This window comes from Streptomyces sp. CNT360, assembly GCF_000424785.1.
Window position 1 is genome coordinate 101,064 of sequence record NZ_KE384246.1, and the last position, 21,639, is coordinate 122,702.

General features: G+C 71.9%; 21 protein-coding genes. 9 read left to right on the forward strand and 12 right to left on the reverse strand.

Annotated elements, in window-relative coordinates; genetic code table 11:
- Window positions 1-152 precede the first annotated feature (152 nt).
- Genes H297_RS0131165 through H297_RS0131175 form a run of 3 tightly spaced genes read right to left on the reverse strand, consistent with a single transcriptional unit; the run spans window position 153 to window position 4,716 of the window.
- Window positions 153-1,400 (reverse strand): DUF58 domain-containing protein, encoded by a 1,248-nt coding sequence (locus tag H297_RS0131165; protein WP_027740238.1) that lies wholly within the window; start codon window positions 1,398-1,400, stop codon window positions 153-155.
- Window positions 1,400-2,401, reverse strand: a complete 1,002-nt coding sequence (locus H297_RS0131170) for an AAA family ATPase (protein WP_027740239.1) — start codon at window positions 2,399-2,401, stop codon at window positions 1,400-1,402. Before H297_RS0131170 ends, H297_RS0131165 begins: the two co-directional genes overlap by 1 nt.
- Window positions 2,392-4,716: a fibronectin type III domain-containing protein gene (locus H297_RS0131175; RefSeq protein ID WP_051352330.1), complete on the reverse strand. Its 2,325-nt coding sequence runs from the start codon at window positions 4,714-4,716 to the stop codon at window positions 2,392-2,394. The genes H297_RS0131170 and H297_RS0131175 overlap by 10 nt, the downstream gene beginning before the upstream one ends.
- A gap of 797 nt (window positions 4,717-5,513) precedes the next feature.
- Here H297_RS0131175 and H297_RS0131185 point away from each other — a divergent pair.
- From H297_RS0131185 to H297_RS39500, 4 genes are all read left to right on the forward strand, one after another.
- Window positions 5,514-6,062 carry an HAD domain-containing protein gene (locus tag H297_RS0131185; protein WP_106959737.1) on the forward strand — a complete coding sequence of 183 codons (549 nt, stop codon included), beginning with the start codon at window positions 5,514-5,516 and terminating at the stop codon, window positions 6,060-6,062.
- 304 nt (window positions 6,063-6,366) lie between these two features.
- Window positions 6,367-6,924: a GNAT family N-acetyltransferase gene (locus tag H297_RS0131190; protein ID WP_051352331.1), complete on the forward strand. Its 558-nt coding sequence runs from the start codon at window positions 6,367-6,369 to the stop codon at window positions 6,922-6,924.
- Window positions 6,925-6,934: 10 nt separating this feature from the next.
- A complete protein-coding gene (locus H297_RS0131195) occupies window positions 6,935-7,672 on the forward strand; it encodes an ABC transporter ATP-binding protein (RefSeq protein WP_027740243.1) in 738 nt (245 codons plus the stop codon).
- A gap of 77 nt (window positions 7,673-7,749) precedes the next feature.
- Window positions 7,750-9,480 (forward strand): DUF6297 family protein, encoded by a 1,731-nt coding sequence (locus H297_RS39500; RefSeq protein WP_051352332.1) that lies wholly within the window; start codon window positions 7,750-7,752, stop codon window positions 9,478-9,480.
- Window positions 9,481-9,632: 152 nt separating this feature from the next.
- On the opposite strand, the gene H297_RS0131205 is transcribed toward H297_RS39500, so the two are convergent.
- The 8 genes from H297_RS0131205 to H297_RS0131245 form a co-directional block, all read right to left on the reverse strand.
- Window positions 9,633-10,484 carry a metallophosphoesterase family protein gene (locus H297_RS0131205; RefSeq protein WP_106959738.1) on the reverse strand — a complete coding sequence of 284 codons (852 nt, stop codon included), beginning with the start codon at window positions 10,482-10,484 and terminating at the stop codon, window positions 9,633-9,635.
- 243 nt (window positions 10,485-10,727) lie between these two features.
- Window positions 10,728-11,978, reverse strand: coding sequence for a PP2C family protein-serine/threonine phosphatase (locus tag H297_RS39505; RefSeq protein ID WP_051352333.1), 1,251 nt, complete (start codon window positions 11,976-11,978; stop codon window positions 10,728-10,730).
- 295 nt (window positions 11,979-12,273) lie between these two features.
- Window positions 12,274-12,795 (reverse strand): STAS domain-containing protein, encoded by a 522-nt coding sequence (locus H297_RS39510; protein ID WP_037795807.1) that lies wholly within the window; start codon window positions 12,793-12,795, stop codon window positions 12,274-12,276.
- 242 nt (window positions 12,796-13,037) lie between these two features.
- Window positions 13,038-14,141 carry a YhjD/YihY/BrkB family envelope integrity protein gene (locus tag H297_RS39515; RefSeq protein ID WP_078514903.1) on the reverse strand — a complete coding sequence of 368 codons (1,104 nt, stop codon included), beginning with the start codon at window positions 14,139-14,141 and terminating at the stop codon, window positions 13,038-13,040.
- Between the two features lie 240 nt (window positions 14,142-14,381).
- Window positions 14,382-14,978, reverse strand: a complete 597-nt coding sequence (locus H297_RS40635; RefSeq protein WP_051352334.1) for a hypothetical protein — start codon at window positions 14,976-14,978, stop codon at window positions 14,382-14,384.
- Window positions 14,962-16,191: a DUF6286 domain-containing protein gene (locus tag H297_RS43050; protein ID WP_051352335.1), complete on the reverse strand. Its 1,230-nt coding sequence runs from the start codon at window positions 16,189-16,191 to the stop codon at window positions 14,962-14,964. Before H297_RS43050 ends, H297_RS40635 begins: the two co-directional genes overlap by 17 nt.
- A complete protein-coding gene (locus H297_RS0131240) occupies window positions 16,188-16,373 on the reverse strand; it encodes a hypothetical protein (protein ID WP_027740245.1) in 186 nt (61 codons plus the stop codon). The genes H297_RS43050 and H297_RS0131240 overlap by 4 nt, the downstream gene beginning before the upstream one ends.
- Before the next feature lie 158 nt (window positions 16,374-16,531).
- Window positions 16,532-17,038: an Asp23/Gls24 family envelope stress response protein gene (locus H297_RS0131245; protein ID WP_027740246.1), complete on the reverse strand. Its 507-nt coding sequence runs from the start codon at window positions 17,036-17,038 to the stop codon at window positions 16,532-16,534.
- A 172-nt stretch (window positions 17,039-17,210) separates the two neighbouring features.
- Between H297_RS0131245 and H297_RS0131250 the strand changes: the two genes are divergently transcribed.
- The 5 genes from H297_RS0131250 (at window position 17,211) to H297_RS0131270 (ending at window position 20,161) form a co-directional block, all read left to right on the forward strand.
- The gene (locus H297_RS0131250; RefSeq protein ID WP_078514905.1) at window positions 17,211-17,795 is read left to right on the forward strand and encodes a sigma-70 family RNA polymerase sigma factor; all 585 of its coding nucleotides are present in this window, start codon (window positions 17,211-17,213) and stop codon (window positions 17,793-17,795) included.
- A complete protein-coding gene (locus H297_RS39530) occupies window positions 17,786-18,622 on the forward strand; it encodes an Asp23/Gls24 family envelope stress response protein (protein WP_064744904.1) in 837 nt (278 codons plus the stop codon). Before H297_RS0131250 ends, H297_RS39530 begins: the two co-directional genes overlap by 10 nt.
- Window positions 18,622-18,948, forward strand: coding sequence for a hypothetical protein (locus H297_RS0131260; protein WP_051352336.1), 327 nt, complete (start codon window positions 18,622-18,624; stop codon window positions 18,946-18,948). Before H297_RS39530 ends, H297_RS0131260 begins: the two co-directional genes overlap by 1 nt.
- A 208-nt stretch (window positions 18,949-19,156) precedes the next feature.
- Window positions 19,157-19,585 (forward strand): ATP-binding protein, encoded by a 429-nt coding sequence (locus H297_RS0131265; protein ID WP_027740249.1) that lies wholly within the window; start codon window positions 19,157-19,159, stop codon window positions 19,583-19,585.
- Between the two features lie 60 nt (window positions 19,586-19,645).
- Entirely contained in the window at window positions 19,646-20,161 is a 516-nt protein-coding gene (locus H297_RS0131270; protein WP_027740250.1) for a VOC family protein, read from the forward strand.
- A gap of 263 nt (window positions 20,162-20,424) precedes the next feature.
- On the opposite strand, the gene nrfD is transcribed toward H297_RS0131270, so the two are convergent.
- Complete coding sequence (nrfD, locus tag H297_RS39535; protein ID WP_078514907.1) at window positions 20,425-21,618, reverse strand: NrfD/PsrC family molybdoenzyme membrane anchor subunit; 1,194 nt, start codon at window positions 21,616-21,618, stop codon at window positions 20,425-20,427.
- Window positions 21,619-21,639 lie beyond the last annotated feature (21 nt).

A 21,639-nucleotide genomic window follows, 5' to 3' on the forward strand; every position in this document is an offset into this window, starting at 1 on the left:
CGGAGCGTTCGGCCGGGGCGGAGCCCAGGACGGCCCGTCGTGCCCGCCCGGGCCGGCGCCCGAGCCCGGCGGCATTCCCCGGCGGGCCCCGGCACCTGCCGCGGGCCTGCCGCCCGGGACCCCTGCACCGGCGCGCGGTCGCGGCACGGGACTCATCGCACCGCCTCCCGACGCCAGGCGGCCAGCAGGGAGTCCAGGCCCGTCACCCGCGCCTGCGGCACATCACTGCCGTAACTCTCCGGCAGATGCGCCCCGTTCGACGGGCGCTCCAAGCGCTCTGGTCGCTCCGGCCGCTCACGATGGTCCGGCTGGTGCGCGTGCTGGGCGTGCTCCGGCTCCGCGCCGGCCCGCAACAGCACCGTACGGTCGAAACGGCGGCGTACCCGTTCCATCGCGGTCAGCCCCGTAGGGTCGCCCGTACCGGTGACGACGACGAGGGAACCGCGGCGGCGGGACCGCTCCAGATCGTCGAACGCCGCGCCCGCCGAGGCACGTTCCGAGCGGCGGACCAGCGCGAGCCGGTCCAGCAGCGCCTCCGCGTCGTGGCCGCCCGCCCCGTCCGTGCGCAGCACCGGGCCCGTCTCGGCGATCACGTCCACGGGGAAGTGGGAGCGGGCGGCGGCGAACGCCACGGACGCGGCGCAGTCCACCGCCAGCTCGAAGTCGTCCTCCGTGCGGTAGGCCCTCGCGCGCGTGTCCAGCACCACCGTGGTGTGCGGCAGGGAGACGTCCACGAGCTGCTTCACCATCAGCGTGCCGGTGCGTGCCGAGGACCGCCAGTGCACCCGGCGCAGGTCGTCCCCCAGCACGTATTCGCGCAGGGCGTGGAAGGTCAGCGAACCCTCGTCGGCGGTGTCCGAGGTGGGCCCCTCCACGTGATGTGCCGTACCCGAAGGAAGGACCGGCAGCAGACACACCCGCGGCCGCACCAGCAGCGTGTCCGTCCCGCCTTCGCGCGGCCCGAACACCCGCACCCGGCGGGCGAGACCCAGCGGATCGGTACGCTCCAGCCGCAGCGGGCCCAGGGCGATGCGGCCCCGCCGACCGGTCGGCAGCCCGTACCGCACCGTGTGTGCGGCACCGGCGGCGAGCGGCGGCACGTGCAGCGTCAGCGGCGTCTCGCCGCACCGGTCGGTCAGGTCCACGCCACGCCGGCTGCGGCCCCCCGAGTTGGTGAGGGTGACGGAGCCTTCCGCGCCGTCCCCCCGCGCCACCTTCCGCGGAGCGACCCGGCGGCTGGCCGCCAGCTTCGGTGAGCGTCCCGTCCACAGCAGGGCCACGAGCACCGCCAACAGGCAGGCCGACCCCAGGACCGCCGCCTCCGGGTAGCCGAACCCGTACCCGGCTCCCATGAGCGCCGCGCCGCCGACCAGTGCCCCCCAACCCGTCGGCGACAGCATCAGACTGCGGCTCCCGCCTGCGGGACGGGCACCGTGGCCAGGGCCTCCGCGACGACGTCGAGGCCGCTGCGGCCGCTCAGCTCCGCCTCCGGAGTGAGGATGAGCCGGTGTGCCAGCACAGGGCCCGCGAGCGCCTTGACGTCCTCCGGCAGGGCGTACGTGCGCCCCTGCGACGCGGCCCGCACCCGCACCGCACGCAGCAGCGCCACCGAACCGCGCGGACTCGCGCCCAGCCGGACCTCCGGCAGCTCCCGGGTGGCCGCCACCACCCGCACCAGGTAGTCGTACAGCTGCGGCGCCACCTGGATCTGCCGGGCCACCTGGATGAACTCCGCCACGTGCTTGCCCGTGGCGATCGTCGGCAGCTGCTCGATACTCGTCTGCGACGCGGCACCCGACAACACGGCGACCTCGGACGCGTGATCCGGGTAGCCGAGGGTCACCTGCATCAGGAAACGGTCGAGCTGCGCCTCGGGCAGCGGATACGTGCCGCCCATGTCCACCGAGTTCTGGGTGGCGATCACCATGAAGGGCCGCGGCACCGGGTGGGTCCTGCCGTCCGCGGTGACCTGCCGCTCCTCCATCACCTCCAGCATCGCGGACTGCGTCTTGGGCGAGGCCCGGTTGATCTCGTCACCCAGCACGATGCTGGCGAACACCGGACCCGGCAGGAACTCGAACGCACCCGTGTTCTGGCGGTAGATGGTCACCCCGGTGATGTCCGAGGGCAGCAGGTCGGGCGTGAACTGCACCCGGTGCCAGCTCGCCTCCAGCGAGGCCGCCAGACAGCGCGCCAGCGTCGTCTTGCCCGTGCCGGGCACGTCCTCGATGAGCAGATGCCCCTCGGAGAACAGGCACACCAGGGCGAGTTCCACGGTGTCGCGCTTGCCCTTGACGACGCGTTCGACGTTGTCACCGAGCGCGTGGAAGCACTGGGCGAGCAGCGCGACGGACTCCCGCGACGCGGACGGGGCAGCCGGTTGCTGCGGATCTAGTCGCACTGCCAGACCTCCGGGGAGAACTTTCCTTCTTTGTGCTTGCTGGTGTCCATCCACAGGTCACTGACGTAGCCGGTCTGGCCGTTGTAGTCGATGCGGTCCCACTTGTCGCTGCGCCACTTGTAGGTGTCGTGGGTCTCCATGGAGCCCGTGACCTGGCAGATGAACTTCATGGTGGGCGTCTGTCCGCCGGGCACGGCCCCCAGGCGCCGTCCGGCCTTGGTGGACGGCTCGGTACGGATGCCGACCTCCTCGCCGTCGTCGGCGTTGTCGGCGATCTTGATGTCCTTGCGGTTCGACAGGTCGACCCGCACCGGCGTGCTGCCGCCCGACCCCGCCGCGTTGGTGGCGGCGACCGACAGGTTGTACGTCCGGTTGTTCTTCAGGCCCGTCAGGCTGACGTGAGTGGCGGCGAAGGGCTGCTTCGGGTCGTTTCCACTGCCGGTGACCGTGTAGCGGGTGCCCTTGCCCGCGATGCCGGGCGCCTGCCACGTCAGGTTGATACCACGGCCGCCCTGCGGGAACGAGTGCGTGACCTTCTGCGGCGCCCCGGGCGCCACGCAGGGGCGGGTCGGCGCCGAGCGGCCCGACTCCGCCGTCTTGCCGCCCGCGAACTCGGCCACCACCGAGAAGCTGTACTGCTGGTCGCACGAGCCGCCGGACACCTCGAAGGTGAACGGCCCGTCGGCACCGACCTTCTGCGGCTTCACCTCGGCGCCGCCGGGCGCACCCGTCAGCCGGTACCCGGTCGGTTTCACGCCGGGGGACGGGGCGAAGGAGATGCGGATGCTGCCCGCACCGGACTGGGTCTGCGGGGTACCCGGCGGCCGCGGCGCGGGCTTCTTCTCCTCGCCGTCCGGCTTCTTGGGCTTGTCGGGGACCTCCGGTGTGTCCGGCTCGCGGCTACGGTCCGGCTTGTGCGGCGACCCGTCCGCCCCAGGAGGCGTGTCGGACGGTGGATCCGGGGCGTCGGAGCCCTGCGCCGGATCGTGCTGACCGCTGTCACCGGAGGGGTCGTTCTTACGCGGCTTACGGCCGGAGGGGGCCTGGTCGTCGTACTTGTGGACCCGGTTCACGTGTCCGGCGGAGTTGACGACGACCGCTGTCGCATTGTCGGCGTCGTTGACCCACAACAGGCCGTCCCGGACGAACAGGCTGAGCTTGCCGCGCTTGCCGGTCACCTTGATGGGTGAGGCGATCGCGGCCTCCTCGGTGTCGTACACCTTCAGTGTGCCGTTGCTGTTGTCCGGCACATACACCTTCGAACCGAGCACCTGCGGAGTGCCGTAGTCGTGACCACCCGCGCCCAGACGGGCATTGAGCAGCGAACCCGTACGGGTGTTGACCAGCGTCATCCGGCCCGACTCACGGGCCAGCACCGGCACCACGTCACCCGCCGTCGACGCGGGAACGAGCACCGAACCGGTCGGCGCCTCGGTCACAGCACCCGGCAGTTTGAAGCGCATCCCGCGCCCCGAGTGCTTGAGCAGCGTCACCGTGCCGCCCTTGGTGTCCGTGACCACTGGACGACCGTCCGCCAGCGTCATCACCAGCGTGTCGGGCTTGCCGCTCCTGTCTGCCACCGCAACGGCGTGCCCCTTCTTGCCGTGCGGGAACGGGACGACCCTGCCCTGGCCGGGAACCGGCACCCACAGCGTCCCCTTGCGGTCCGCGACAGCCTTGCCCAGCGGTCCCGAGCCCAGGTCCACGGGGGCACCGATCCGCGTGGTGCGCACCGGGTCGATGCGCTGCACCCGGGCCTTCACAGGGTCGACGAGATACGCGTACGAGCCCCCCGACACCAACTGCAGGCCCGTCCCGTAGCGCGAGGACTGCTCCGCGGAGAGCTGGGAGGGATCGATACGGACGAGCTTGCCCGTCTTCTCGTCCAGCACCAGCACCGTCTTGCCGTCCTGCGAGATGGAGACCGGATGGTCACCCATGCCGGGCAGCTTGACCTTGCCGTCCACGTCCCCGGTCAGTCCGTTGGCGTGCGCGGCCTCACCGGTGCGGGAACTCGTCAGCCAGGCACCGATGTCGGACAGGTCGGGGACGGCCCCCGCCTTGCCCGAGCCGACCACCACGGACGTACCGACCAGCGCTCCCACCGAACACAGGGCGATGTACCCGGTCGCCCGGCGCCTGCTGGGCCGCACGGCCGACCACAGGGAGGCCAACAGCCCCGTGCAGCGCGCCTTGAGGGCCGCCGGTCCCCGCGGGCCGCGCTCCTCGTCCGTCCCGTTCGTCTCGTCGACCAGCCGCCGCGGACGCAGCCCCGGCGTCCGGCCCTCTTCGGAGCTCCCCCGAGTCTCCGGCATCGACGTCCCCTCCCCGTCCGTCCCCACGCGCCTCGTCCATCCGCACGGGCGCCGCCCGCGCTGCGCTGCTGCCCTTGAAGGTTAACCGGCCCACCCGGCCCGGGGTCAGCGCTCAACGCGGTGCTGTGACAGGAGTATGACGCGCGGCACCGACAATCCGGCACCGGCAATCCGGCCTCGCCGGTCGGATCGACCGAGGGCGGCGCGAACACGGTCGAGCGTCAGCAGCACCTCGCCCTGGTTCTTCGCCTGCTCGATCCACGCCGGAACCGGGCGACCATCGTCATCTCCGGCCCGTGCCCGTACTACGGCGCCAGCTCCCGCGGCGAGGCGGCGACGAAGCACCGCGGCAGAGCCGGATGTGCCAGGTCGTGGGCTCACACGCCCGGCCGTGCCGGGACGTGCCCTGCCACCGCGGCAGCGTGCCGAACCAGACGTCGCAGACGGGCTCGTGCCGGCCCCGGTGGAAGACGGCCCTCCCCGATATCTCCCGGACTCCCCGCGCAGTCCCGGCACGCCGGCCGGGGGGCGGGTAACCCTGGCGCTGCCCGCCCACCGGCGCCACATGTGCGACACCGTCACACCCCGGGCACCGCACCGGCACGGAACCGAGCAGATCCGTACTGAGCCATCGCAGGGCCCGGCATCGCGCGGGCTGCCGGGACGCCGTCACCGGGTCAGTACGCGGGCGTCCGCGTCGCCGTACCGTCCGCGAGGGCCGGGCCCTGGCGGAATTCTCGCGGCCGTACCTGCGTCCCTCGTTTTTCGGGAGCTGCGCTGCTGGCAGGATGCCTGTGATGAGTCGACCCCTTCTCTACCTGGATGTCGACGGCCCCCTCAACCCCTGGGCCGCGGAACCGGAACGACTGCCTGCCGGGTACACCACGCACCTGATGCACCCCGGCAGTTGGATCGCTCTTCACCCCGGCGTACCACCGGACGCGGTGCCCACGCTCCGCGTCCGGCTCGACCCCGCTCACGGCCCCCGCCTGCTGGAACTCGCCAGCCTGTACGAGCTGGTGTGGGCCACCACCTGGGGCGACGACGCCAATGTGCACATCGGCCCGGTACTGGGCCTCCCTCACCTGCCGGTCGTGCACTGGCCCGAGCTCTTCGGCGCCGGGGAGGAGGGCACGTACTGGAAGACCGCTCACCTCGTCGCGCACGCCGCCGGGCGGCCGTTCGCCTGGGTGGACGACGAGATCACCGACGCGGACCGGACGTTCGTCGCGGCCCGCCACGAGGGCCCGGCCTTGCTGCACCTCGTCGACCCCCGACACGGCCTGGCCGACGCGGACTTCACGGCCCTCGACACATTCGCCCGCTCTCTGGGCCCGCTGAAATGAGGAAGCCGGTCACGCGGGCGAACCGGGCCCTCCCGCCGGTTCAGTTCTGCGGCGACGCCCCCTCCCGCGCCTCCTGCATGAGTGCGGCGGCAGCCACAGGGAGTACCCGGGTAGGGCGTGATGCCAGCAGGGTCGCGCGGTTTGTCGTACCTGTTCCGGACACCCGACTCGGCCGTCAAGAACATCCCCCAGCCTCCAGTTGGCACTCACCTCGGGCGCGGAGAGCGACGCAGTCACAGAGCGCTCACGACATCCGAGCACGCTACCGGCCCGTCTGTCAGACCCTTCTGAGAGCATGACGGCCATGACCTCTCCCACCGGAACCGCGTCCGGGCCCGCCCCACGAGACAGCCGACAGGTCATCGAGACGGAGCGGCTGGTGCTGCGGCCCCTCACGCTGCAGGACCTCGACGCCTTCGTCGCGCTGCACGCCGACCCCGAGGTCACCCGCTTCGTCCCCAGCTACCCCCGCGGCAAGGCACGGGCACGTCTCACGGACATCGAACGTCAATGGGCGGAACGCGGGCACGGGCTGTGCGCCGTGGAGTTGAAGGACACCGGGGAGTTCATCGGCCGCTGCGGCCTCAACCACTGGGAGCAGTTCGACGAGGTGGAAGCGGGCTGGACGTTCCAGCGCGCCTCCTGGGGCCGGGGATATGCCACGGAAGCGGCACGGGCCTGCGTGGCATGGGGGTTCGAGCACCTCGACGCGGAGTACTTCACCGCCATGATCGCGCCGGGCAACACCGCCTCCGCCAAGGTCGCCGAGCGGCTGGGCTTCACCCCGGCACGCCGGGAGCGCTTCCTCGGCCTCGACGTCGTCGTCCATACCCTGCACCGGCCGAACCCCGGGAAAGGATGACGCGAGCACCATGTCCGCAGCGGGGACACCACCACCGCGCCTCGGCGCAGACGGCGGTCGCGAGGGGACGCCGCTGCTGCGGCTCAGCGGCGTCAGCCGTCGCTACGGTGAGCGGCACGCCCTCCACCCCCTCGATCTCGACATCGCCGCGGGGACGTGTACCGCGCTGTTCGGGCACAACGGGTCGGGGAAGTCGACGCTGCTGCGCCTGGCCTGCGGCCGCGACCGGCCGACCACGGGCACGGCCGCATTCGACGGGAGCACCGTCGACGAGGACGACCCCGCGGTTCGCGCCCGCATCGCCGTCGCCGGGGACACCGTCGCCTTCTACCCGGATCTGACCGTCCGCGAGCACCTCGAACTCATCACCGTCGCCCACGACGTGGCCGACGCGGACGCCTGGATCGACCAGGTGCTCGCCGACCGCAGGCTGAGCGGCCACGCCGACCATCTCCCTTCCGCCCTCTCCTCCGGCCAGACCCAGGCCCTTCAGCTTGCCGCAGCCCTCGTCCGCCCCCGCGACCTGCTGATCCTCGACGAACCAGAACAGCGCCTCGACCCGGCGGCCCGTACCCGGCTCGCCGCACTGCTCCGTGGCGAGAAGGCCGACGGGGTGGCGGTCCTGCTGGCCACCCACCAGGCGGAACTCGTGCGTGCCGTGGCCGACCGGGTGGTCGTCCTGGAGGACGGCCACGTCCTCGCCGAGGGAGACCCCGGAGCACTGGACGGGTGGGACGGCTTCGCATGAACCGGGCACCCGCAGGAGCGGACGACACGCGCCGTCCGGTATCCCGGCAGAGCTCCTGGACGGAATCCGACGGTCGCGTGGACGGCGAGATCGCTGAGGGAGCCGACGGCAACCGGCAGGACACCGCAGACGCGTGGAGCCACGAGTACGACCGCACCACCGAAACTCTGCGCCTGCTGCGCACCAGACGCCGGGCCCACCGCGCGCAGCGCAACCGCGACCTGGCCGTCGCCGGCTACGTGGTACTGCTCCTCGCCGTCGGATACGGCGGCACCCTGGGCTACCGCTTCGCCCAGCGGCTCGCTCGCCTCGCGGCGCAGGACGGCACCGTGGAGGCGCTGCGCAGCGCCCTGCCGACCGTGCTGATGCTGCTGGCCTGCGGGCTCGCGGTGCTCGCGGCGCGGGACGCGCTGTGGCGCGGGCCCGTCCTGGTGTCCCGCCCGGACGTGTCGTGGCTGCTGACCCAACCGGTGCGGCGGGAGCGGGTGTTGCGGCCCGCGTTCCGGTCGACAGCGGCGTTGATGACGGCAGGCGGAGTGCTGTGTGCGGTGGGCGGCGCCGTCCTGCTGCGGCTGACCGGACTGGCGCCCCTGGGACCCGCACTCGCGCTGTGCCTGCCCGCCGGGGTCTGCCTGCCGCTGCTGGCCGCCGCGCTGGCGCTGCGGGTCGAGCGCGGTCAGCGGCTACCGCGACGGGTGCGGGCGTCGACGCCGTACGCCGTGCTGCTGCTGGCCGCACTCGCCGGGCAGGCGGTCTGGGCTGTGGCCTCGCAGACCGCCGACGGCGGCCCTCCGCCGGGACTGCGGCTGGTGGAGACGGTCGAGCTGTGGTCGGGGCCCTGGGGCTGGGCGGCGCAACCGGTCGTACACGCGGCCGGCGGGCAGGCGCCGGGCTGGCCCGCGGGCGTCGGGCTGCTGGTGGCTGCCACGGTGGCCGCCGTGGCACACGCCGAGGTGACGGCCGCACGCATCCCCACCCGGCACCTCCGGGCCCGTGCCGCGACGGCGACGACGGTCGCGTCCGTCCTGTGGTCGGTCGAGCTGCGCGTCGCCAAGCTCGCCATCGCCGACGCGCTCACCGGCGACGCTCCCGCCGCACGCCGCCACCTGCCCGCGCCGCCGTCGCGCAGGTTCGCGATCGTGTGGCGGGACGCTGCCGCGCTGCTGCGCGCCCCGGCGCGGCCGGTCGGCGCCGCCCTGTGGACGGCCGCCGGTGCGGGCGCCACCGGGCTGGCGGCCGACCTGGACGGAGCGGCGCGCATCGTCGTCCTGGCCGTGGCGCTGACGCTCGGCTGGGCGGGAGTGAGCCGGCTGGCGGAGACCGCGCGGCTGGAGGCGGACGACCTGCGGCGCTCCTCCTGGTCCCCGTTCCGCTTCGCTTCCCTCATGGTGCAGCACACCGTGGTGCCCGCGGTGGTAGGTGCGGTGCTGGCCCTCCTGGCGGCCGTTCCGTTCGCGGCGGGCGGCGCAGCGTGGGCGCTGCTGCTGATGCCGCTGTGTGCCCCGGTGTTCGCCGCCGCGGCGGTGCTGGGAGCGGTACGGGGCCCGGTACGGACCGAGTTGCTGTCCATGGGCCTGGTCACTCCCGCGGGAGACGTCAGCGGCGTCCTCTTCCTGTCCTGGTACGCCGCGCCATTCCTCGCCGGTGTCGGCACGCTGACCGCCGTACTGGGGACGAGCGCCGCGCTCGATCCCGCAGCACCGGCCGGAGCACTCGTCGGGCCGGTGACACTCGTGGCCGGTCTCACCGCCGTACTGCTGTTCGCCGTGGTGAGGCGGTCCAAGGCGTTGCGGCGCACCGCTGGTTGAGGGAAACGGGCGCGCCGTCGACCCTCGTCCGGGTGCCGGGTGCCGGGTGCCGGGTGCCGGGTGCCGGGTGCCGGGTGCCGGGTGCCGGGTGTGGGACTCCGGCGCTGTTGGAGATCAGAGCCGCGAGCAGCGGCCGGTCTCCGCGCGCCGGGTCAGTCGGCTGCCGCCGGTTCCGGGAGGATCTGGCGCAGCAGCCCGCGCGGGTGTCCCCTGCGACGCCACTCCCTCGGGTAGCCGATGGAGACCTCTTCGAAGCGGACACCGTCGTGGCGAGTGGTGCGGGGGATGTGCAGGTGGCCGTAGACGGCTGCGGCCACCGGGTAGACGGTGTGCCAGTCCGCCGTCAGCTCCGTACCGCACCACTGGGCGAACTCCGGGTACCACATGACATCCGTGGGCTCCCGCAGCAGCGGCCAGTGGGTGACCATCACGAGCGGGGTGTCGCTGTCGAGAGCGTCGAGCCGCCGACGGGTGCTCGCGACGCGCTCCCGGCACCAGGCGTCGATGGTCGGGTACGGGTCGGGATGCAGCAGATACTCGTCCGTGCACACGATCCCGGCCTCGTGCGCGCGGGCCAGCGACTCCTCCTTCGTGCGGGTGCCGGGCACCCGGAAGGTGTAGTCGTACAGCAGGAACAGCGGCGCGATCACCACCTCGCCCTGCGGCCCCGACCACCGCGCGTACGGGTCCTCCGGCGTGAGGACACCCAGCGAACGGCACAGCTCCACCAGATGTGCGTAGCGTTCCGCACCGCGCAGTTGCAGCGGGTCTCCGCGCGGGGTCCACAACTCGTGGTTGCCGGGAGTCCAGATGACGCGGGCGAAGCGTTCGGACAGGAGCCGCAGGGCCGCCTCGATGTCCGTGGAAACCTCCGCCACATCACCCGCGACGATCAGCCAGTCCTCGTCCGTGTGCGGCCGCAGCGATTCGACGAGGGGCTTGTTGTCCGCCATCCCCACGTGCAGATCGCTGACCGCGAGCAGGCGGCCCCCGTCGGATGCCATGCGGTCCCCTCCTCGGTACCCCGTCATCCCCTGTCGGTACGACCATAACCGGCGGCCCCGACAGGGCTGTTGCGAGGGCCCGTCGCCCCGACGCCCGCCGGACAGCAGGGCGTCGAGGTGGCAGGGGCCCTGCTCACACGGAGGTTCTCGGCGAGCCGCTCGGCGAGCAGGCGTACCAGGAGAACAGGGTTCCGCGCGGGCTGAGCCGCGGCTCGGGTCCGTGGCCCGTGCGCGCACCGGCCCTTACGCGCCCCGCGGGTCACTCCGCGCCGCACGGCGGAGCGTGGCTTCTTCCGGCGTATGAGGAAGCAGTCTCTCCAGTGTCAGGATCGCCAGATCGTCCTGCTGGTACGGATGGGTGAAGTCCCGCACGTCGTCACGGAGTACCTGCGCCAGGCCCCGCGCGGGGTCCTCCGGCTGTTCCGCCAACTCGTCGCCGGGGTCTCTCAGAGTCTCCACGAGGTCGGCCAGCCGACCGGCCAACGGATAGAACAGCCCGGCACCGTTGCGCGCCTCCGACAGGCCGTCCGTGTACAGCAGCAGAGTCGAGCGCGGCGGGAAGAAGAACCCGTCCGCCACGCGCCCCTCCTTCACCAACGACGCCAGTCCCAGCGGGACCCCTGTGTCAACGAGTTCCACCCGCGTCGGATAACCGGTGTCCCGTACGAGATAGGGCGCCAGGTGACCGCAGTTGACGGCCTCGGCGGCCTCCTGGTCGAGCGGGTCGACCGAGAGGACCAGGGCCGTCACGAACCGCTCCGGCTCACCCGAACGGCGCGCATACGCGTTGTGACGCACCACGGACATCTCCAACGCGTCCACCAGGCCCGTCAGCGTCGGCTCCCGGTGCGCCGCCTCCCGGAAGCCGCCCAGCACGGCGAACGCCACCCCGACGGCCGACAGTCCCTTGCCCTGCACGTCCCCGATCAGGATCCGGGTGCCGTGGCGGGTGTCGGCCACGTCGTAGATGTCCCCACCGAAGAGCTTGTCCTCCTGCAGCGGCTCGAAGACCCCGTCCACGCGCACCTGGGACGTCAGCTCCGGCAAGGGATGCAGGATGTGCTGCTGGATGACGGTGGCCGTGGAACGGAGCCGGAGCAACTCGGTGTCCCGCGCGATGCGCCAGCGGCTCCCGTAGACCGCCAGCCCCGCGAAGATGAGCGTCAACGCCAGCGTGAGCGCGTCGTCCAGGTGGTAGCCGGGCGACCGCGCGATCGACGCCGCCACCGCCGCCGTCGCCCACGCGGAAGCGAACTGCGTCTGCCGCACCGTGCCGAGGCTCGCCGCGATCGCCGGAAGGAAGATCAACAGGCCGATCAGCCGCACTTCGGACCCGGCCGCCAGGCTCAACCCGAACACCAGCAGCGTCAGACCGGCGGCCCAGGCCACGAACGCACGTGCGGAGAGCGACTTCGGCTGCGGCTGCTCCATGCCGCTCAGCGGCTGTGGCAGGACCCGCCGCGGCTGGTACACGGCCCTTTGCTGCTGCTCCATGGCCCGTTCCTAGGGTGCGATGCTCCGAGAGTGCGTCGTCGTCCGTCCTCCCATCCTCACCCGTGCCCGGCCCCGCATTCGCCACGACACCGCGGAGCACTCTCGCGGAACGCACCCGACAGTGCGGCGAGGGCAAGAGCGACGGAGGGGAGGGGGTGGGAGCGAGCCGGGCTGCACCCGGGCGAAGAGGCGGTGCGCCGATCGGGGGAAGAGCGCGCCTCAAGAGCAGGGCGCGCCGTGAGAGGGACGCGCCGCGAGAAGGATGCGGGACGGGTCTTCCATGGTGCCGACCGGGTCAGGACTTGGAGTCCGGGCCCTTCGAGTCCACGCCCATCGGGTTGAGCGGAAGGTGCGGGTTGGCATCCTGCTGCCAGGACGTCTCCAGCGGCTCCGGGCTGTGCAACGGAATACCCGGGTCGATGCTGTCGGCGGGCGGCCACTCCGGACGCTGGTCAGCAGGCAGGCTCCGCAGCGCGTCACTGACGCTGGAGAAGACCGGCAGCACTTCGGTGCTGCCGGTGAGGGCCAGCACCGCTGCCAGCCGCCGCCCCACACAGGCGAGCAGCAGGCTGCCGTCTCTGCGGTGCAGCAGCCATCGCAGGGCCAGGAGGCAGTTGAGGCCCCGGGAATCGCAGAAGACCAGCGCGGTCACGTCCAGCACCAGATGGCGGTACCCCGTGGCGACCACGGCACCGATACGGTCCAGGTAGAACTCTTCCGACCCTCTGTCCAATTCGCCGCTGAACCTCAGCACCGCGCAGTCGTCCTTGACGGTCAGCGGCGTGATGGCCAGACGGTCGCTCTCTCGCGACCTCACTCCGCCTCCGTTTCCCGGCGCAGTGCCGGTCCCCTGCGTGCGCCTGTCCGTCCACCGGCCCGTCCCGTCCGAGTATCCCGAACCCGGCCATTCGAACAGAATTCCGCGAAGCAGAAGCCGACATACCCGGCAGCCGTGCTGACGCCCATCAGACACCCCCCACCTTGCCGAGCACGAGCGGACACCGAGTGAGCCCGTCGGTGAGGGAGAGGGGCTCGGACTCGGCCTCGCACCCGTCTTCCTCAGCGCTCACTCGATATCGCTTCTTGCGTACGTTCCGTCCACGGAGATCGTACGTCCCCGTTCGCCGGATGTGACGGCGCGTCGGCGGAGTCGCCCCTCTTGGTGCTGCATTCCGCGCTTTCCGCCCCCCTAACGTCCGTGCGGTTCTCCCCGTGAGCTCCCGATGGAGCCTCGGTGCTGCCCTCCCGCTCGGCGCCGTTCTGACGGGGTGATGCCGCGGGCACCGTGCGCCGCCTGCCGTGCGGGTCGGTCAGCTCAGCGGTGAACTGGGCGCCGGCCAGCAGAGACAGATTGGACAGCCACAGCCAGATGAGGAAGACCACGATCCCGGCCAGTGGGCCGTACAGCTTGCTGTAGGCACTCAACGACGCGTACAACGTGAACCCTGCCGACGCCGCCAGCCACAGCAGCGCCGCCAGGACGCCGCCCGCCAGTCGGTACCTGCGAGCCAGCGACGTCGCAGGCCCCGTGCGGAACACCATGACGACCAGCAGCGTCACCAGGCACAGCAGCACCGGCCACTTGAGCGCCTCCCACACCAGAGCACCCGTGCCGCCCGACCCCAGCCGGCGGCCCATAGTCTGCGCCAGCGGTCCCGAGAGGGTGAGCACCAGGGCGCTCGCCACCAGCAGCCCCAGCGCGGCGAGAGCCGTCAGCACGATCCGGTGCGCCTTGCGCAGCACCGGGCGCCTGTCCTCCACCGCGTGCATGGCGTGCAGGGCCCGGCGGAAGACCGCCAGGTAACTGGACGCCGACCACAGCGCGCTGACGCCGCCCACTATGACGACGGTCAGAGCCGCCGACCGCTCATCCGCCATGTTTCGCAACGCGTGATGCAGCGACTCGCCCGCCTGCGCCGGCGCCCACGCCGTGATGTGTCCGATCAACTCGTCGGTCGCGGCCGGACTCACCAGACCGATGAGCGAGACGGTCACCAGCAGCGCCGGCAGGAGCGCGAGGATGGCGTAGTAGGTGAGAGCGGCTGCCCAGTCCGATACGTCGTCGTCCCACATCGAGACCGGCGTACGCCGCAGCGCCGTGCGCCAGTCCTGCTGCGGCCGTGACGACGCCGTCCCCTCGGCGGGCGCCTGGGTTCTTGCCATGCTGCCTCTCTTACCTCTCTTGCCTCGCCCGCGTGATCCGTGCCTCGGCGCGTCCGCTGCCGATGCAGCGCTCTGCCGGTGTGCGGCAGCCCTCCCGGTGTCTCTGCTGCGTCGGGTTGCCCCGGACGCCGAGCTCACCCCTCTCTGCTCGTCGCCTGCCCTGGGCTCGTCGCCTGTGCCGGGTCTGTCGCCTCCGTTGGCTCGTCGCCTGCGTGGGGTTCGGCACTCGCGCTGTGCTCGTCATTTGACGCGCTGGGCGCGATGTGAGCGTACGCTCACCCGGACGTGGGCGGTGACCGGGCGGGGCGCGGCTGCTGCCCGTGCCTCCGTGATCGGTTTTTCATAGAGCTGTCTCAGGACGGCCTGCGGTCGAGCGTCGGCTCCCAGCTGTATGTGGATGTGTGCCTGCAGTTGGTCGCTCTTCGCCTGCACCCGCACGTGAGCCCCCGCCACCGAGGGCAGGGCGCGTACGTGTTGCGTCAACGCGTCCGAGAAGGCGCGGGTGCGCAGGGTGACGTCCGGAGGGGAGAGCGGCAGCACCCGCAGGCCACCACGGCGCCCCTCGGCGAACAGCCACCACAGCAGAGCCAGGAGCAGCATCGCTGTGCCGGCGATGACGACCGGTGTCCACCAGCTGTGCGCCCGCAGCTCGCCCAGCCCTGGCCTGTCCAGCAGCACCGAGTCCCGTTCGGCCTCGGGCCACCAACTGGGCAGCCCACCGCCTGTCCGCTCGCTCACCCAGGAGGAGGCCGTCACCAACCAGAAGCCTCCGACGAGCAGCGCGGCGCCGAAGAGCAGGAGCAGTGTCCTGTTGGCGGCGTTACGGATGTTGCTCATCCGATGCTTCCCCTTTCTCTTCCTCGTCGGTACCGGCAGTGCCGTCTTCGGTTCCCGAAACGGCGTGCGCGGGCTCCTTGGTGCCTTGGCAGCCCTCGCTCTGAGAACGGTTCGGCTCCGTGGGGTCGGACCGGCCGGTCCAGTGGGTACGGCCTATGTCAGCTGCACGTTCTGGTCGGACCACCTGCTCCGAGCCGTGTGGATCGCTCTCCTCGGCCTCCGTCTCCGGGGTGGAAGGCGCCGTGTCGTTGCCGGAGAGGGCCGGGCGGAGGGAGGCAGCGCCCGGGGCGGGAGACTGACCGGGCGGGCGCCAGTGTGGTGCGGGCCGTACGCTGACGCGCAGCCGCAGCGAGCGAATCAGGCCGCAGCCGCGGAGTGCCTCACCGGCCGCCGCCCGCACGGCCTCCCGAGCGGCGCTGCGGTCGCCGAAGCTCACCCACGTGCGGACCCGGACACGGCGGTGCCCGCACCGGACGGTCACCCGCACCACGCCTTCCACGCCCGCGACAGCCTCCCGCACCAAGGCCCCCACGGAGGGGCGTTCCAGCGTGACGCGGACGCCGCCCCCTGGCGGCGAGGCCGGCACCAGCGCGCGGCGGCCTGGCGTGAGGGCCAGCCATATCAACCACAGCCCGAGCACGGCAGCCACCGCTCCGCAGACCGCGACCACCTCGTCGTCCGGGCCGTGCCGGGCAAGCCACGTGACCAGATGGCCGCGCCACGGGGAGGGGGAGCGGTGCGCGAGATGTACGGACACCACGTCGGCCAGCAGGGCGGCGCAGGTGCAGGCCGCCAGCAGGATCAGTGCCACCACCGGCAGCCTCCGCTGCGACCAGGGCCGCCGTGCGCGGAGGCGCGGCGTGACGACAGACTCTGCGGTCGTCGGCCTCTGCGACCGGGTGAGACCGCCCTGGGCGGAGGGCTGCGCGAGGCCGGTCACCCGGACCCGGGCCTCCGGCACCGTGAGCCCCGTCAGCCAGGCGGTGCGCTTCCTCAGATGCTGCTGCACTCTCGCACCGGTCTCCGTCAGCGTTGCCGGATACGGCAGCGTGACGTCCACCGTGACGCGGGCGCGTCGCCCCTCGACGGAGGCCGAGGCGTCCAGGACCTCGACCTCGCCTCTCGGCAGCGCCTCGGTGGCCGCACGTTGCGCGATCCGTCGCACGGCGCGGTCAGCGACGGTCGTGGAGCCACGCAGGCCGGGCTCGATCACCGACGCCTCCGGTCCGTGCCGCTCAGGAACTCCCGCCAATCGAGGCCGCCGTCCACCATCCGGCCGGCCGCGAACCCCACCGCTCCCATGGCTGCCACGAGCAGGAACGCCCCGAAGCCGCCGAACCATGCGGCGAAAGCCAGGGCCATGCCCACCACCAGGCCGACCAGTGCTCCGGTCACCCTTATCTCTCCTCGCGTCGTCCGTTTCCGCCCAGCTGTCCGTACGTGGGCCCGGCACCTCGTGCCTGTGCCTCGCGCTCGTGCGCTTCGGGTGGCGCCGACGGTGCCGGGCGGTGGGTGCGGTCACCGCCCGGGCCGTGCGGCGGCCCCGGTGGTTGTCACTCGACGCGGGTGTCCGGGCCGGTCTCCTCCTCGTCCGCCAGATGGATGTCGTTGACGGCGACGTTCACCTCGACGACCTCCAGGCCGGTGATGCGCTCCACCGCCGAGATGACGTTCTCCCTCACGTCCCGCGCGACGTCCATGATCGGGACGCCGTACTCCAGGACCAGGTCCAGATCGATGGCGGTCTGTCGCTCGCCGACCTCCACCTTCACTCCGCGCCCGACGTTGGGGCGGCCGCCGGGGACCCGGTCACGGACGGCGCCGATCGTGCGGGAGAGGCCGCCGCCCATGTCCCAGACGCCGGGGATCTCGCGCGCCGCCATGCCCGCGATCTTGACGACCACGACGTCGGCGATAGAGGTCTTGCCGCGAGTGGGTGCGGGCTCGGCGGAGCCGGGGGTGCCACCGCTCACCGTCGTCGCCCCGGGCGTCTTCGCCTCGCTCGCCTTGTTCTCCACGGGCGTGGTGGTCTTCTGCGACGGGGACATCGGCGTGGTCATCGTGGCCTCCTCGAAGGGTCGGGATCGTGCGTGTCTACTGCTTCCGACACAGCTCCGGCGGATCCGTTACGCGGATTGCGGAAAAAATTGTTCTGAAAGATCTGCCCGGACCGCGTAACGGATTTCGGCGTCGTGGTGTCCAACCCGCAGAGGCGAGTGAAAGGAGCCGCCCTTGTCGGGGGATGAGAAGACGAGGCCGCCGGTGGACGCCGAGAGCGCCCTGCGCGACGCGCTGCTGGCTGTGCGGGCGGGGCAGGGTGACGAGGAAGCCTTCGAGGTCCTCGTACGCCACTACGCGCCTGCGCTTCTGCGGCTCGCGACGCGGCTGCTCGGCAGCCGGGCGGAGGCGGAGGACGCGGTGCAGGAGTCCTTGGTGAGCGCGTGGCGGAAGCTGCCCGAGTTCCGGCAGCAGGCGAGCTTCCGGACGTGGATATACCGCATCGTGAGCAATCGCTGCCTCAACGTGCTGCGCAGCCGCAAGCCCTTCACCGGTCTGGACAGCATTCCTGAGCCGGCCGCGCCCGACCACCTGGTCTCGCCGGAGCGGTCGGCCGAGTCGCAGGCGGCGGGCAAGGCGTTGTTCGAGGCCCTCGCGCGGCTCTCTCCCGAGCAGCGCGTGTGCTGGGTGCTCAAGGAGATGGACGGGCTTTCCCACGAGGAGATCGCGGAGACGGTCGGCATCCGCCCGGAGGCGGTCCGGGGGCGTGTCTTCCGTGCACGGCGCTGTCTGACGGAGGCGATGGGCGCATGGCGATGAACGACGAGACCTACCCGGTGCACGGAGCAGACGGACACCGGGTCGGCCGCCCTCCGCAGGCCGAGGCCCACCTGGCCGGCGCGGTCGATCCGGCACAGGTTCCCACCATGGGCGAAAGAGGTGGCGCTATGGAGGAGAGGGAGGACGAGGGGGGCGACGAGCGGCTGCCGTGCGGCCGGCTGCTCTCGGAGGTGTGGGAGGCCGAGGAGCAGGGGGTGGCGGACCCGCATCTGCACACCTGCCCGCACTGCTCGGCGGCGCGGGCGGAGCTCGACCTGCTCGGAGACACGGTGCGGGACGTCCTGGCGGCGGAGCCCGACGTCGAGGGAGAGGCGTGGGACGCGACGGCGCTGACCGGGCGCGTCATGGACGTGGTGCGGCTCGAACTGAGGCCGGGCCGTCCGCTGCCGCTGGGGGAGTACCCGGAGGACCTGTGGATCATGGAGGCGGCCGCGGCGAAGACGGTGCGTGCCGCGGCCGAGTCACTGCACGGTGTACATGCGGGCTCCTGCCGTATCGGCCCGCCCCAGGAGCAGATCGGGCCTGACCGCCCGGCGGGGCGGCGTCGCTCGGCGCATGTGGAGCTGGAGGTCGTCGTCCCCGCGTTCGCTCCCCTGCAGGACGTGGCCGAAGGGGTGCGCGAAAGGGTGCGCACAGCGGTGGACCACGAGCTGGGGCTGGAGATTTCCGCCATCGACGTGCGGATCACCGACATCTACGCCGACGAGGACGAGGACGAAGGGATAGCCATGCCGGAGTCGGTCGGGTCGTGCGAAGCGCGGGGGCCGGGGCGGCCGGCCATCGGCGGACAAGGAGGTGGCCACTGATGGCCGGGGAGGACCGGGAGGAGCGGGCCCGGGCCGCAGCGGACGCGGCCCGCCGGGTACCCGGAGTGGCCTTCCTCAAGCCCGGTCTGGCCGGGCGCCTGCGGGCATCCGCCGCCAGGGTGGGCAGAGGCGCAACGCGCCTTCACGCCGATCCGGCGGCCGGTGTCCGGGTGCGGCCGGGCTCGCCGTGGGCGGTGGAGGTTCACCTCGTCCTCAGGCACGGTCACCGTGCGCTGGACGTCACCCGGGCGGTACGGGCGGCGGTCGCCGATTCCTTCGGCGAAACACCGGTCCATGTCACGGTCACGGTCTCCGGAATGGTCTGACCTCTTCCCACCCGAGCGTGGTGATGCATGAAGACGGGACCGTCGGGTAACTGACCCTGCATCCGTTGGAGCGTTCACGCGGGGCATCGTTCATCGGACGGCGAGGTAACACACCGTGCAGACAACCTCGCCGGGGAGAAGAAAGACCCCCACATTCGCGGGTCCGAGCTGTTATTCACGGCGAGTGACGCGGAGACGGGAGACAGGTATGGATCAGGCAACAGCCCTCGAGGGCGAAGAGGAGGAGACTCTTCCGGTAGGTGCGGCACAGGCTGTTTATGTGTGCACCAGTTTCCAGGCGCGCCAGCTCACCAGGGATTTTCTGGCCACCCTCGCACCGCCGCCCTCGCCGGAGACCACGGAGACGTTCCTGCTGGTCGTATCGGAGTTGGTGACCAACGCCCTGCGGTACGGGAACGGGGTCACGGACTTCCAGGTGGGTGCTACGCGTAACACCCTGACGGTGGACGTGGGGGATTCCAGTTCCGCGCTTCCCCGTGAGCGGGCGCCCGGAAGTTTTGAGGGTGGGGAAAGCGGAGGATTCGGCTGGCCCATCATCCGCCACCTGGCTCACGACATCACCATCCGGCTGCGTCACAACAATGGGAAGATCATTCACGCGGGTATTCCGATGTAGGAGCTATTCCGGTTGCCAGGAGCGCCGGCGAACGAGAGGCCGACGGGCGGTGGCATGGGAATGAATGTCGTACGGGGAATTGACCACGTCGGAGTGACCGTGCCCGATGTCGAGGCGGCAACGGCATTTTTCTCCCACGCTCTCGGCGCCGAAACGCTGTACGACACGCTGCCGCGCGGGGAGGGACCCAAGGGAGGCGAGGAGACCACCAGCAGACTGGGCGTGGCGCCGGGTACGGAACAGGTGGCCGTGCGGATGCTGCGCCTGCCGCACGGCCCCGGGTTGGAACTGTTCGAGTTCCGGGGCCCGCAGCAGCGTGAGGCGGCAGTGCCCAGCGACATCGGGTGGCAGCACCTGGCCTGTTATGTGGAGGATCTGCGCGTGGCATGCACCGCGGTACGGGAAGCCGGCGGCACCGTGCTGAGCGAGCCGCACCCTCTGCCCGGTCCCGAAGCAGGGCCTCGCAACCGGTTCGTCTACTGCCGCACCCCTTGGGGCAGCACGCTCGAACTGCTCACCTACCCTGACCCGATGCCGTACGAGGACGTCACGGCGGAGCGCCGGTGGCGCCCATAGGCAGGAAGAGACGAAGAGGCAGAGGCAGTAAGGCTGCCGCTGAGCGCGGCGCGCTGGTCACAGGGTCACAGGCCGGGTGCGCCGGTGTGCGCTCGCGCCCGCTCCCGCGTTCGCCAAGCGGCATCCGCCAAGCAGCATCCGCCAAGCAGCGTCCGCCGAGCGGTGTTTGCGGAGTCTCCCCCTCCGGTTCCCTCCGGCGCGGAGCTTCCCGCGCAGAGTTCCCAGACCCCTCCGAGCCTTACGGGGTCTCGTCCCCCTTTAGATCACCCTTCGGCTCGTCCGTCCCCGTCCCCGGTCCCGTCCCCGTCCCTGCCGCGGCTCCGGTCGGCTTGCCCTGACGTGCCGGTCTCCGAGCCCGCGTCCGTACCGGTGGCTTCCGCCCCGACACCCGCGCCGACACCCACATCTGTGCCCGCCTGGGCGGATGCCTCGCGGGCGCGCAGTCGCTCCCGTTGCGGAACGACGGTGTACTTCGGGTCGGCCATGGCCGCGCGTCCGGCGTGGAAGACGCCGAGGCGGGTGCACACCGAGCCGGCGACCAGCGCCGCCCCGCTGAGCGCCGCCAGGCCGCGGTGGCGCCCGCCCGTTGCGGCTCCGGCCAGGGCACCAGTTGCGGTGAGCACCTTGGCGGAGCGCATCAGGCGCCCCGCCAGCCGCTCTTGGTACGTCTCGGCGACCATGCCCAGCCGGGTCTCCATACGGTGGGTGGCGGCGGCCTCCAGGCCGGCGCCGAACAGGGCGGCGTGCCGTGCGGGGCGGTTCTCCCGGAGCGGCGCCGCAAGCAGTGCGGTGCCGGCGGCGGCAGCGGTGGCCGACCCGGCGAAGACATAGGGGAGTTCGCGGTAGCCGTCGTGCCAGGCGGGCACGGCTGTGTCGGCGGCGAGGACGGCGGTGTAGGTGGCGACGGCGGGCCCGAGGAGAGCGGCCCCCGCGGTGGCGGCGTCGCCGGCGCGGGGCAGCAGACCTGTGACGTCGCTGAGGGCGGCCGCGCCGGCCAGCGGGCCGTAGGCGGCCAGCAGCCAGGAGCCGACGCTCATCGGGGAGGTGGGCTTGAGGACGCGGAGCATGTTGGCGAAGCGGGAGGGCCTGCCCAGGTCGTGGATGAGTGCGGCGGCGGAGCCCGCGATGGAGACGGTGGAGCTGATCTTCATGGCCCGGGCCATCGTCGGTCGTCCGGTGGCCCGGGCGCCCGCCGCCAGCAGTGAGCCGGTGCCGGCCAGGCCGCCGAGGAAGAAATAGCCGCCGATGTTGAGGGGTTTCCAGTCCGGGGTGTTGAGGACGGGCTTGCCGTAGTAGGAGGTGAACTCCGCGTCGGGGACGACGGTCTGTTCACCGCGACGCTTGCGTCGGCGGCGGCCGCCGTTGCGGGAGGCGCCGTTCCCTGGTGAGCCGTCGTGGTTGGTGCCGTCCCAGGGGGTGCCGTCCTGGGGGGTGCCGTTCCGGGGCGCTGTCGTCATGGTGTCTCGTCTCCCTGTGCG

Bases quoted from the DNA above. Each gene is read 5' to 3' on its own strand.
- nrfD (WP_078514907.1), bottom strand. From the start codon at position 21,618: ATGACGACAGCGCCCCGGAACGGCACCCCCCAGGACGGCACCCCCTGG.
- H297_RS0131270 (WP_027740250.1), top strand. From the start codon at position 19,646: ATGAATGTCGTACGGGGAATTGACCACGTCGGAGTGACCGTGCCCGAT.
- H297_RS0131245 (WP_027740246.1), bottom strand. From the start codon at position 17,038: ATGACCACGCCGATGTCCCCGTCGCAGAAGACCACCACGCCCGTGGAG.
- H297_RS39505 (WP_051352333.1), bottom strand. From the start codon at position 11,978: ATGGAGCAGCAGCAAAGGGCCGTGTACCAGCCGCGGCGGGTCCTGCCA.
- H297_RS40635 (WP_051352334.1), bottom strand. From the start codon at position 14,978: ATGAGCAACATCCGTAACGCCGCCAACAGGACACTGCTCCTGCTCTTC.
- H297_RS0131190 (WP_051352331.1), top strand. From the start codon at position 6,367: ATGACCTCTCCCACCGGAACCGCGTCCGGGCCCGCCCCACGAGACAGC.
- H297_RS39530 (WP_064744904.1), top strand. From the start codon at position 17,786: ATGGCGATGAACGACGAGACCTACCCGGTGCACGGAGCAGACGGACAC.
- H297_RS0131185 (WP_106959737.1), top strand. From the start codon at position 5,514: ATGAGTCGACCCCTTCTCTACCTGGATGTCGACGGCCCCCTCAACCCC.
- H297_RS39515 (WP_078514903.1), bottom strand. From the start codon at position 14,141: ATGGCAAGAACCCAGGCGCCCGCCGAGGGGACGGCGTCGTCACGGCCG.
- H297_RS0131195 (WP_027740243.1), top strand. From the start codon at position 6,935: ATGTCCGCAGCGGGGACACCACCACCGCGCCTCGGCGCAGACGGCGGT.
- H297_RS0131260 (WP_051352336.1), top strand. From the start codon at position 18,622: ATGGCCGGGGAGGACCGGGAGGAGCGGGCCCGGGCCGCAGCGGACGCG.
- H297_RS0131165 (WP_027740238.1), bottom strand. From the start codon at position 1,400: ATGCTGTCGCCGACGGGTTGGGGGGCACTGGTCGGCGGCGCGGCGCTC.
- H297_RS0131265 (WP_027740249.1), top strand. From the start codon at position 19,157: ATGGATCAGGCAACAGCCCTCGAGGGCGAAGAGGAGGAGACTCTTCCG.
- H297_RS0131175 (WP_051352330.1), bottom strand. From the start codon at position 4,716: ATGCCGGAGACTCGGGGGAGCTCCGAAGAGGGCCGGACGCCGGGGCTG.
- H297_RS0131205 (WP_106959738.1), bottom strand. From the start codon at position 10,484: ATGGCATCCGACGGGGGCCGCCTGCTCGCGGTCAGCGATCTGCACGTG.